Below are 11410 nucleotides of genomic sequence, written 5' to 3' on the forward strand. Positions count from 1 at the left end.
ACCCTCCCGAAACGTCGGACCGCCCCATAGGGGAGAGGGGGAAAGGGAGCCGATCTTTGTCGTTTCCGGAGCCTGAGTTCGACTCGATTTTTCAGGTCGATGCATCGCGAAAGACACCTCGGTCAGTTCCCTCTCCCTCTGGGAGAGGGTTAGGGTGAGGGCTGGCCCTGAAGAAATGCAGCCACCCTGCCCGCCGCAGCCGCCAGATGCTGCTCATGGGTAAACCCCGAAGCCTTCAACGGCTTCAAGTCATGATCCCCTAACACCAGCCAGTACACCTCGATACTCGGCGCCAACGTGTAAGCCTCGATCGCTTCACGATTCCCCAATGCATCCCGCTCGCCCTGAACAATCAAAGTCCGGGTCTTGAGCGCGGCCAAATGTTCGACGCGTGGTTTCTCCGGTTTACCGACGGCATAAAAGGGATAGCCGAGACACACCAGCGCATCCGCCCCCAATTCATCCGCCAACAAACTCGCCATCCGCCCCCCCATGGACTTGCCACCAATGGCCAGACGCCCAGCGACATGGCGTCGCACCACCGCATACACCTCACGCCAGCACTCGAGCAGTTTCGGCGCCGGGTTCGGTGGACGTTTACCCCCATCAAGACGCCGTTGCGCCATGTACGGAAACTCGAAGCGCAGCACATTGACGCCTTGAGTAGCAAGGCGCGCAGCCATGTCGTTCATCCAGCCACTGTCCATCGGCGCACCGGCGCCATGGGCGAATATCAGCGTCGCCGATGCCGGCACTGAAGCGGCATTCCACAACCATCCATGATCCCGCACACACTGCGCCCATTGATCCCCGTCAATACTGGCCTTGTGCTCTTTGTCCATGCTTGCCTCGCTTTTAGTCTGCCTATAACTCCAGGCGAAGGGAGCGTCTGCCGTGCGGCTTACTCGCAAAGACAGGCCTTCACTTCGGCTGAACCGTGGATGGGGAACCATGAACACTTCTATCAGTACCGCCTACAACTACAAGGTGGTCCGCCAATTCGCCATTATGACGGTGGTGTGGGGCATCGTCGGCATGGGGCTCGGGGTTTTTCTCGCGGCCCAATTGGTCTGGCCTGAACTCAACTTCAATCTGCCGTGGACCAGCTTCGGGCGCCTGCGCCCGCTGCACACCAACGCAGTGATCTTCGCCTTTGGCGGTTGCGCCCTGTTCGCCAGTTCGTTCTATTCGGTGCAACGCACCTGCCAGACCCGATTGTTCGCGCCGAAAATCGCCGCGTTCTGTTTCTGGGGCTGGCAGCTTGTGATTCTGTTGGCGGCCATCAGCCTGCCATTGGGTTACACCAGTTCCAAGGAATACGCCGAGCTGGAATGGCCGATCGACATCCTGATCACCATCGTCTGGGTCGCCTACGCCGTGGTGTTCTTCGGCACGATCATGCAGCGCAAGACCAAGCACATCTACGTCGGCAACTGGTTCTTCGGCGGCTTCATCATCACCGTGGCGATTCTGCACATCGTCAACAATCTTGAGCTGCCGGTGAGTTTCACCAAGTCCTACTCGGTATACGCCGGTGCGACCGATGCCATGGTGCAGTGGTGGTACGGGCACAACGCCGTAGGCTTTTTCCTCACCGCCGGTTTCCTCGGGATGATGTACTACTTCGTGCCGAAACAGGCCGAGCGTCCGGTGTACTCCTATCGCTTGTCGATCGTGCACTTCTGGGCGCTGATCACCTTGTACATCTGGGCCGGTCCGCACCACTTGCACTACACCGCGCTGCCGGACTGGGCACAGTCACTGGGCATGGTGATGTCGCTGATCCTGCTGGCGCCGAGCTGGGGCGGGATGATCAACGGCATGATGACGCTCTCGGGCGCCTGGCATAAGTTGCGCAGCGACCCGATCCTGCGCTTCCTCGTGGTCTCGCTGGCGTTCTACGGCATGTCGACCTTCGAAGGGCCGATGATGGCCATCAAAACGGTCAACGCCCTCTCCCACTACACCGACTGGACCATCGGCCACGTTCACGCCGGCGCCCTCGGTTGGGTAGCGATGATTTCCATCGGCGCGCTGTACCACATGATCCCGAAAATCTTCGGTCGCACGCAGATGCACAGCATCGGCCTGATCAACGCGCACTTCTGGCTCGCCACCATCGGCACCGTGCTGTACATCGCTTCGATGTGGGTCAACGGCATCGCCCAGGGCCTGATGTGGCGCGCCGTCAACGAAGACGGCACGCTGACCTACTCCTTCGTCGAAACCCTGGTGGCCAGCCACCCAGGCTTCGTCGTGCGCCTGGTAGGCGGTGCGATCTTCTTCAGCGGCATGTTGCTGATGGCCTACAACACCTGGCGCACCGTGCGGGCCTCGCAGCCTGCCGAAGTCGCCGCTGCTGCGCAGATCGCCTGAGGAGGCCGCCATGAAACACGAAACAATCGAGAAAAACGTCGGCCTGCTGATGTTGCTGATGGTGCTGGCCGTGAGCATTGGCGGTCTGACCCAGATCGTCCCGCTGTTCTTCCAGGACGTGACCAATAAACCGGTGGAAGGCATGAAGCCCTACACCGCGCTGCAACTGGAAGGTCGCGACATCTACATCCGCGAAGGCTGCGTCGGCTGCCATTCGCAGATGATCCGTCCGTTCCGCGCCGAGACCGAACGCTACGGCCACTACTCGGTCGCCGGTGAAAGCGTCTGGGATCACCCATTCCTGTGGGGCTCGAAACGTACCGGTCCGGACCTGGCCCGGGTTGGCGGTCGCTACTCCGAAGACTGGCACCGCGCGCACTTGTACAACCCGCGCAACGTGGTGCCGGAATCGAAAATGCCCGGCTATCCGTGGCTGGTGGCCAATCAACTCGACAGCAGCCACACCGAAACCAAGATCCGCGCCATGCGCACGTTGGGCGTGCCGTACACCGACGACGACATCGCCGACTCGGTCGCCTCGCTCAAGGGCAAGACCGAAATGGACGCCCTGGTCGCTTACCTGCAAGTGCTCGGCACATCCATCAAGAGCAAGAGGTGAGCCATGCCCTTTGAAATAGTGAGTGAGATGAGCAGTGGAATGATCCGCGGCCTGGGCACGGTCGTGGTGTTCATAGCCTTCGTCGGCCTGACGCTGTGGGTGTTCAACAGCAAGCGCAATCCGGAATTCGCCGAAGCGCGTTTGCTGCCGTTCGCCGATGAACCGCTACCCGATGACGCCACCCAAGAACCTGAAACAAGGAGTACCCGGCCATGACCACCTTCTGGAGTACGTGGATCTGCGTACTGACCATCGGCAGCCTGATCGGCCTGACCTGGCTGCTGATCGGCACCCGCAAGGGCGAAACCAAGGGCAGCGTCGACCAGACCATGGGCCACAGCTTCGACGGCATCGAGGAGTACGACAACCCGCTGCCGCAGTGGTGGTTCATGCTGTTCGCCGGCACGCTGGTGTTTGCCGTTGGTTATCTGGTGCTGTACCCCGGCCTGGGCAACTGGAAAGGCATTCTGCCGGGTTACGAGGACGGTTGGACCGGCGTCCACGAGTGGGAAAAAGAGATGAGCAAGGCCGATGCGAAGTTCGGGCCGATCTTCGCCAAATTCGCGGCGATGCCCGTGGAAGAAGTGGCGGCGGACCCACTAGCGTTGAAAATGGGCGGTCGCCTGTTTGCCTCCAATTGCGCGGTCTGCCACGGCTCGGATGCCAAGGGCGCTTTTGGCTTCCCCAACCTGGCTGACAACAGCTGGCGCTGGGGCGGCAACGCCGACACCATCAAAACCACGATCATGGGTGGTCGCATGGCCGCGATGCCGGCCTGGGGTGAAATCCTTGGTGATGCCGGCGTGAAGAACGTCGCAGCTTATGTGCGCCATGACCTGGCCGGCCTGCCGTTGCCTGCCGACAGCGGTGCCGACCTGCACGCCGGACAGCAAGCGTTCAGCACCATGTGCGTAGCCTGTCATGGGGCAAACGGCCAGGGCACTGAAGCCATGGGCGCGCCGAATCTGACGCAACCGGCCGGTTTTATCTACGGTACAAGCCTGGCGCAACTGCAACAGACGATTCGTCATGGCCGCCAGGGCCATATGCCGGCGCAGAACGAACTGCTCGGCAACGACAAGGTGCAACTGCTGGCCGCTTACGTTTACAGCTTGTCTCATGGGTTGACCACCGAGCGCTTGCAGGCTGAAGGCAAACACGAATAAATCTCGACCGCTCTGCTGCCGCATTCTCCCGGATGCGGCAGTTCCCTGCCCCCTTTGCGACCAAGTGTCGCACCCCTCCGTTGGTCCTCCTTTCGGTTCACCAGATTCGGGTCTAAGCTTCCCCCGATGCGGACTGGCATGAGCCGGTTCCAGGTCGACCCAACCCGATGTGTTCGACGAATCTGCTCGATGACAGGCCGCAAAGGCTGGTAGATACCGGCTGTCGTGCCAATTGCCATCTGTCACCCGATCGTTGTGTTTGAACACACCCCGTTACATCCGACCTGACCCCCTCACCATTTTCGTCCGCTGCGACATTTTGCCCTTGGGCAATTTTGTCCCTACGCGGCGCATGGAAAGGCCGCAGAATCAGCTTTTGAAAGCATTGACCCAGGTCATGGCGCGTTGCAATGACCCCCCGCTTTCTCCATACTTGCGGCCGATTTTTACTCCTAATAAAACACCCAAACCGTGGAACCTTAGAATGAGCACAGCAATCAGTCCGACTGCTTATAACTATAAGGTAGTCCGCCAGTTCGCCATCATGACGGTGGTCTGGGGGATCCTTGGCATGGGGCTTGGTGTCTTCATCGCCTCACAGCTTGTATGGCCGGAATTGAACTTCGGTCTGCCGTGGACGACTTTTGGACGCTTACGCCCGTTGCACACCAACTTGGTGATTTTCGCCTTCGGTGGTTGTGCTCTGTTTGCCACTTCTTATTACGTCGTGCAGCGAACCTGCCAAACGCGACTGATTTCCGACAGCCTCGCGGCCTTCACCTTCTGGGGTTGGCAAGCGGTGATCGTCGGCGCGATCGTTACCTTGCCGCTGGGTTACACCACCACCAAGGAATACGCGGAACTGGAATGGCCCCTGGCTATTCTGCTGGCCATCGTCTGGGTGACTTACGGTCTGGTGTTCTTCGGCACCATCACCAAGCGCAAAACCAAGCACATCTATGTGGGTAACTGGTTCTACGGTGCCTTCATCGTTGTGACGGCGATGCTGCACATCGTCAACCACGCTTCCCTGCCGGTCAGCTTCTTCAAGTCCTACTCGGCCTACGCCGGTGCGACTGACGCGATGATCCAGTGGTGGTACGGCCACAACGCGGTCGGTTTCTTCCTGACCACGGGCTTCCTGGGGATGATGTACTACTTCGTTCCGAAGCAGGCCGAACGTCCGATCTACTCCTATCGCCTGTCGATCGTGCACTTCTGGGCGCTGATCACCCTGTACATCTGGGCCGGTCCGCACCACCTGCACTACACCGCGCTGCCGGACTGGGCTCAGTCGCTGGGCATGGCGATGTCGATCATCCTGCTGGCACCAAGCTGGGGCGGCATGATCAACGGCATGATGACCCTGTCGGGCGCCTGGCATAAGCTGCGCACCGACCCGATCCTGCGCTTCCTCGTTGTGTCGCTGGCCTTCTACGGCATGTCGACCTTCGAAGGCCCGATGATGGCCATCAAGACCGTCAACTCGCTGTCTCACTACACTGACTGGACCATCGGCCACGTACACGCCGGCGCCTTGGGCTGGGTAGCGATGATCTCGATCGGCGCGATCTACCACATGATCCCGAAACTGTTCGGTCGTGTGCAGATGCACAGCATCGGCCTGATCAACACGCACTTCTGGCTCGCGACCATCGGTACCGTTCTGTACATCGCTTCGATGTGGGTCAACGGCATCACCCAGGGTCTGATGTGGCGTGCAATCAACGACGACGGCACCCTCACCTACTCGTTCGTTGAAGCGCTGCAAGCCAGCCACCCTGGTTTCATCGTTCGCGCCCTGGGCGGTGCGTTCTTCGCCAGCGGCATGCTGTTCATGGCCTACAACGTATGGCGTACCGTACGTGCCTCGAACCCGGCTGAAGCCAAAGCTGCTGAACAGATTGCTGTAGTTGGAGCTCACTGATGAAGCATGAAGCAGTCGAGAAGAACATTGGCCTGCTGGCCTTCTTCATGGTTATCGCCGTCAGCATCGGCGGCCTGACCCAGATCGTTCCGCTGTTTTTCCAGGACGTCACCAACAAGCCGGTCGAAGGCATGAAGCCTCGTACCGCCCTTGAACTGGAAGGCCGCGACATCTACATCGCCAACGGTTGTGTCGGCTGCCACTCGCAGATGATCCGCCCGTTCCGCGCTGAAACCGAACGCTACGGCCACTACTCGGTCGCTGGTGAAAGCGTCTGGGACCACCCATTCCTGTGGGGTTCCAAGCGTACCGGCCCGGACCTGGCCCGTGTTGGCGGTCGTTACTCCGATGACTGGCAGCGTGCGCACTTGTACAACCCGCGCAACGTTGTGCCTGAGTCGAAAATGCCGGCCTACCCGTTCCTCGTGGAAAACAAGCTCGACGGCAAAGACACCGCCAAGAAAATGGAAGTCTTGCGCACGCTCGGCGTCCCTTACACCGACGAAGACATCGCCGGCGCCAAGGATGCTGTGAAGGGCAAAACCGAAATGGACGCGCTGGTGGCCTATCTGCAAGGCCTGGGCACCATCATCAAAAGCAAACGGTGATTTAGATGGATATCGGGATGATTCGTGGCCTGGGCACCGTTGTTGTGATGGTGGCCTTCATCGGTCTGGCGTTGTGGGTATTCAGCCCCAAGCGCAAGTCGGAGTTTGAAGACGCGACCTTGCTGCCTTTCGCGGATGATCCCGAAGCCATCAAGCACGTCGAGCAAGCTTCTAGGAGTAACAAAGAATGACTACGTTCTGGAGTCTGTACGTCACAGTCCTCAGTCTCGGCACGATCTTCGCCCTGACCTGGCTGCTGCTGTCCACCCGCAAGGGCCAGCGCAGCGAAGCCACCGAAGAAACGGTCGGCCACTCCTTCGACGGGATCGAGGAGTACGACAACCCACTGCCGAAATGGTGGTTCATGCTGTTCGTGGGCACCATCATCTTCGCCCTGGGCTACCTGGTGCTGTACCCCGGTCTGGGTAACTGGAAAGGCCTGCTGCCGGGTTATAACTACCTCGATAACGAAAAGCAGACCGCGTTCGCCAACGGCCAGAGCGGCTGGACCGGCGTTCACGAGTGGGAAAAGGAAATGGCCAAGTCGGACGCCAAGTTCGGTCCGATCTTCGCCAAGTTCGCTTCCATGCCTATCGAAGAAGTCGCCAAGGACCCGCAAGCCCTGAAGATGGGTGGCCGCCTGTTCGCCTCCAACTGCTCGGTCTGCCACGGTTCTGACGCTAAAGGCGCTTATGGCTTCCCTAACCTGACCGACGCCGACTGGCGCTGGGGCGGCGAAGCGGAAACCATCAAGACCACCATCATGGGCGGTCGTCACGCTGTGATGCCGGCCTGGGCAGAAGTGATCGGCGAGCAAGGCGTTGCGAACGTTGCCGCGTTCGTACTGACCAGCCTCGATGGCCGCAAACTGCCGGAAGGCACCAAGGCTGACCCGGTTGCCGGGCAGAAACTGTTCGCTGCCAACTGCGTGGCGTGCCACGGCCCGGCAGGCAAAGGTACACCAGCAATGGGCGCACCTGACCTGACCCACCCGGCAGCGTTCATCTACGGTTCGAGCTTCGCTCAACTGCAGCAGACCATCCGTTACGGCCGTCAGGGCCAGATGCCTGCGCAAGAACAGCTGCAAGGCAACGACAAGGTTCACCTGCTGGCCGCTTACGTCTACAGCCTTTCTCACGGTGAGAAAGCACCAGTGGCGGACGCCCAGTAAGGCAAACGCTTGACCGCAACAACAAACGGCCCCGCCAGTGAGAATTGGCGGGGCCGTTTTGGTTTTTACCGAGCGCCTGTTTACTTCAGAACAGGGATGGTCTTATCAAGCTTTCGGCTAGGCCAGTTACTGTTACGTACAACGTTCACATTCAGCTCTTTACGATCCTTGGAGAAGCTGGCAATCAGATAGGTTTGCTGAGACGCGGCACCGCTCATGAATACGGGAACCTGACCAAAGTAGTCATATTTTGTCCCACTGTAATAGCTCCCCGAGACAAAGTGGTCGTGCCCACCAAAAACCGCTGTCACCTGATATTTCGCAATCATGCCCCTGAACCTTGCGATTTGCTCATCACTTCCCGCCCAATCAAAAACCTTGTGCATATTAAGAATGATGATCTTGCCTTGTTCCCGAGCAGCCTTTAAATCTCGTTCCAGCCAATCGAGCGACGGGGTAATGTCATACACAGTAGGTATAATGGGATTACCGCCAGAAAACCTTACGGCATAGGTCGGTTCATTGTTCAACTGAACCATATGAACATCACCAAAATCCTTCGAATAAGCAAGACTACCGGAATAATGGCTCGCCCCTAACACAGCGCCCCGTACAGACAAATCCATCGAAGACTTCCCCCAATAACGCGCCTTTAGATCATTCACACTTCCAGCAGCACAATTATTCAGAAAGCAGTCATCCACATTATTCGCGTAATCATGATTACCCAGCCCATAGTCATACAACCCACCCAACTTGTCCTCAAAGACAGACTTCATGTAAGAGCGCTCACCGCCATGACCAAACGCGGTGACATCACCATTGATCATCACGGGAATACGCCCCGCCCCGCCATTCAACTGTCTGAAACTTGCAACGTCGGAATACTGCAAGCCAATGAGCTCCCTGGAACGCTTCTCCTTGTTTGGATCAGACACATTTTTATCCGTGAGATCACTCCAGGGATATTGTGGATCGGAAATAAATATCAAATGCCCTGGCATTTGTTCAACGGTCGCTGCATGAGAAGCAGGAACAACCACACACAGCGCAAAACAAGCCGCCAACTGACGAAACTTAAACACACTCATAGAAATCCATTTCCATTATTTAACAAAGTCAGTGCCGCCTTAACGGACAAGCACTTCACATACAAAACTAATCAAGTAAAAAAACAAATACAACCCACCATCACCGACAAAGCAATAAGGCATATTTCTCGATGTACCGATTCATTACCCCGTTACTGCGTCCGCATAAATAAACCAAGGATCACCTACACCAAACTCTCATCATGATCCTGCCCGCATTACGGGTACATCCAGACAGCAGCACAATCTGAAAAACCGTCCATACTAAACAAGTCAATTGATCTGAATCACGATTTGTTACATTTGCTACACCATCCACGAATTTTCCCCAACGCGACCAAAGGTCGCACCCTTGACCTAGAGCGACAGGCGTATCATTGCGCCACTGCAACACCTCTTTTTGACCGCGGTCGGCATGTACTGACCGAGGCATTTTTCCACTGCCGTGGGATGCAATGATGAGCAACCAGATTCCGGTACACGACGTCACTCCGCCTGCCAAGAACGCGAACAACAGCGTCGACCTCTACGCCTCTCGGGAAAAAATCTACACACGCGCCTTCACCGGCCTGTTCCGCAACCTGCGGATGATGGGCGGTGCCGGGCTGTTTCTGTTGTATTTCGGTACGGTCTGGCTGAGCTGGGGCGGCCATCAGGCCGTCTGGTGGAACCTGCCGGAACGCAAATTCTTCATCTTTGGCGCAACCTTCTGGCCTCAGGACTTCATCCTGCTCTCGGGGATCCTGATCGTCAGTGCCTTCGGCTTGTTCTTCATTACCGTGTACGCCGGGCGAGTCTGGTGCGGCTATACCTGCCCGCAGAGTGTCTGGACCTGGATTTTCATGTGGTGCGAGAAGGTCACCGAAGGCGACCGCAATCAGCGCATCAAGCTCGACAAAGCGCCGATGAGCGCCAACAAGTTCCTGCGCAAATTCAGCAAACACACGATGTGGCTGTTGATCGGCTTCGTGACCGGCATGACCTTCGTCGGTTACTTCTCGCCGATCCGCGAGCTGACCATCGACTTCTTCACCGGCGAAGCCGACGGCTGGTCGTATTTCTGGGTCGGTTTCTTCACCCTCGCCACCTACGGCAATGCCGGCTGGTTGCGCGAGCAGGTGTGCATCTACATGTGCCCGTACGCGCGCTTTCAGAGCGTGATGTTCGACAAAGACACCCTGATCGTTTCCTACGACCCGCGTCGTGGTGAGGGCCGCGGCCCGCGCAAGAAAGGCGCTGACTACAAGGCCATGGGCCTGGGCGACTGCATCGACTGCACCATGTGCATCCAGGTTTGCCCGACCGGTATCGACATCCGCGACGGCCTGCAAGTCGAATGCATCGGCTGTGCGGCCTGCATCGATGCCTGCGACAGCATCATGGACAAGATGGATTACCCGCGCGGTCTGATCAGCTACACCACCGAGCACAACCTGTCCGGGCAAAAAACCAATAAACTGCGCCCACGCCTGATCGGCTATGCCACGGTGCTGCTGGCGATGATCGCCTTGCTGATGACCGCATTCTTTATGCGTTCGCTGGTCGGTTTCGACGTCAGCAAGGACCGCGTGCTGTACCGCGAGAACGCCGAAGGCCGGATCGAAAACGTCTACAGCCTGAAGATCATGAACAAGGATCAGCGCGATCACACCTACGTGCTCGAAGCCGCTGGCCTGCCGGACCTCAAGCTGCAAGGCAAGCGCGAGATCAAGGTCGCCGCCGGGGAGATTTTCAGCCAGCCGGTCGAACTGTCCAGCGCCCCGGAAAAACTGCCATCGAGCACCAACGAGGTGAAATTCATCCTCAAGGATGCCGATGACGACAGCGTCCACATTGAAGCCAAGAGCCGGTTCATCGGCCCACAAGTTCGTTGAGAGAAGTGATCATGCCCACAGCAACTGCCGCAAGCCCCTGGTACAAGCACCTTTGGCCGTGGATCATCATCGCCATCCTGGCGTGTTCCGTGACCCTGACCTTGTCCATGGTGACGATCGCGGTGAACAACCCGGACAACCTGGTCAACGACAACTATTACGAGGCCGGCAAAGGCATCAACCGCTCCCTCGACCGTGAGTTGCTGGCGCAGACCCTGCTGCTGCGCGCCAGCGTTCATCTGGACGACGTGACCGGTGAAGTCGACCTGCGCCTGAGCGGCAACAGCCAACCGAAAACCCTGGAGCTGAACCTGATCTCGCCGACCCAGCCGGAGAAGGATCGCAAGATCACCCTGGCACGCAGCGAAACCGAACAGGGCCGCTACATTGGCCAGTTGAACGACAAGGTCGACGGTCGCCGCTTTGTAGAACTGCTGGGCGTCCAGGACGACAAGACCTGGCGCATGTTCGAAGAAGAACAGGTCAGCCATGACAAGGATCTGCTGCTGGGTGACGAACCGCTGCAAGGCGCCGAAGACCTGAAGAAGTAAACACTTGCGAATGCGATCAAATGTGGC

12 protein-coding genes are annotated in these 11410 nt (G+C 58.1%); 10 read left to right on the forward strand and 2 right to left on the reverse strand.

Annotation, left to right across the window (positions count from 1 at the left end; all coding sequences use genetic code 11):
- Window positions 1-149 precede the first annotated feature (149 nt).
- Window positions 150-842 carry an alpha/beta family hydrolase gene (locus tag KGB23_RS18595; RefSeq protein ID WP_223432112.1) on the reverse strand — a complete coding sequence of 231 codons (693 nt, stop codon included), beginning with the start codon at window positions 840-842 and terminating at the stop codon, window positions 150-152.
- Between the two features lie 109 nt (window positions 843-951).
- On the opposite strand from KGB23_RS18595, the gene ccoN (KGB23_RS18600) reads away from it, so the two are divergent.
- The 8 genes from ccoN (KGB23_RS18600) to ccoP (KGB23_RS18635) all read left to right on the forward strand — a co-directional run bounded on the left by ccoN (KGB23_RS18600) (window position 952) and on the right by ccoP (KGB23_RS18635) (window position 7867).
- The gene (gene ccoN, locus KGB23_RS18600; RefSeq protein ID WP_008157299.1) at window positions 952-2376 is read left to right on the forward strand and encodes a cytochrome-c oxidase, cbb3-type subunit I; all 1425 of its coding nucleotides are present in this window, start codon (window positions 952-954) and stop codon (window positions 2374-2376) included.
- A gap of 10 nt (window positions 2377-2386) precedes the next feature.
- A complete protein-coding gene (ccoO, locus tag KGB23_RS18605; RefSeq protein WP_223432113.1) occupies window positions 2387-2995 on the forward strand; it encodes a cytochrome-c oxidase, cbb3-type subunit II in 609 nt (202 codons plus the stop codon).
- 15 nt (window positions 2996-3010) lie between these two features.
- On the forward strand, window positions 3011-3211 hold the full coding sequence (locus KGB23_RS18610; protein ID WP_223432152.1) for a cbb3-type cytochrome oxidase subunit 3: 201 nt from the start codon (window positions 3011-3013) through the stop codon (window positions 3209-3211).
- A complete protein-coding gene (gene ccoP, locus KGB23_RS18615) occupies window positions 3208-4161 on the forward strand; it encodes a cytochrome-c oxidase, cbb3-type subunit III (RefSeq protein ID WP_223432114.1) in 954 nt (317 codons plus the stop codon). The genes KGB23_RS18610 and ccoP (KGB23_RS18615) overlap by 4 nt, the downstream gene beginning before the upstream one ends.
- 484 nt (window positions 4162-4645) lie before the next feature.
- Window positions 4646-6088 (forward strand): cytochrome-c oxidase, cbb3-type subunit I, encoded by a 1443-nt coding sequence (gene ccoN, locus KGB23_RS18620; protein WP_008157290.1) that lies wholly within the window; start codon window positions 4646-4648, stop codon window positions 6086-6088.
- Complete coding sequence (ccoO, locus tag KGB23_RS18625; RefSeq protein WP_018925301.1) at window positions 6088-6696, forward strand: cytochrome-c oxidase, cbb3-type subunit II; 609 nt, start codon at window positions 6088-6090, stop codon at window positions 6694-6696. Before ccoN (KGB23_RS18620) ends, ccoO (KGB23_RS18625) begins: the two co-directional genes overlap by 1 nt.
- A 5-nt stretch (window positions 6697-6701) precedes the next feature.
- A complete protein-coding gene (locus tag KGB23_RS18630; protein ID WP_003175465.1) occupies window positions 6702-6887 on the forward strand; it encodes a CcoQ/FixQ family Cbb3-type cytochrome c oxidase assembly chaperone in 186 nt (61 codons plus the stop codon).
- Window positions 6884-7867: a cytochrome-c oxidase, cbb3-type subunit III gene (gene ccoP, locus KGB23_RS18635; RefSeq protein ID WP_223432115.1), complete on the forward strand. Its 984-nt coding sequence runs from the start codon at window positions 6884-6886 to the stop codon at window positions 7865-7867. The genes KGB23_RS18630 and ccoP (KGB23_RS18635) overlap by 4 nt, the downstream gene beginning before the upstream one ends.
- A gap of 80 nt (window positions 7868-7947) precedes the next feature.
- Here the strand turns inward: ccoP (KGB23_RS18635) and KGB23_RS18640 are convergent, their stop codons facing one another.
- On the reverse strand, window positions 7948-8958 hold the full coding sequence (locus KGB23_RS18640; RefSeq protein ID WP_223432116.1) for a metallophosphoesterase family protein: 1011 nt from the start codon (window positions 8956-8958) through the stop codon (window positions 7948-7950).
- Window positions 8959-9416: 458 nt separating this feature from the next.
- Here KGB23_RS18640 and ccoG point away from each other — a divergent pair, with 458 nt between their 5' ends.
- On the forward strand, window positions 9417-10832 hold the full coding sequence (gene ccoG / locus KGB23_RS18645; RefSeq protein WP_223432117.1) for a cytochrome c oxidase accessory protein CcoG: 1416 nt from the start codon (window positions 9417-9419) through the stop codon (window positions 10830-10832).
- A gap of 11 nt (window positions 10833-10843) precedes the next feature.
- A complete protein-coding gene (locus KGB23_RS18650) occupies window positions 10844-11383 on the forward strand; it encodes a FixH family protein (RefSeq protein ID WP_008146825.1) in 540 nt (179 codons plus the stop codon).
- Window positions 11384-11410: the final 27 nt, after the last annotated feature.

The organism is Pseudomonas sp. GL-B-26 (assembly GCF_019947405.1).
GTDB lineage: Bacteria > Pseudomonadota > Gammaproteobacteria > Pseudomonadales > Pseudomonadaceae > Aquipseudomonas.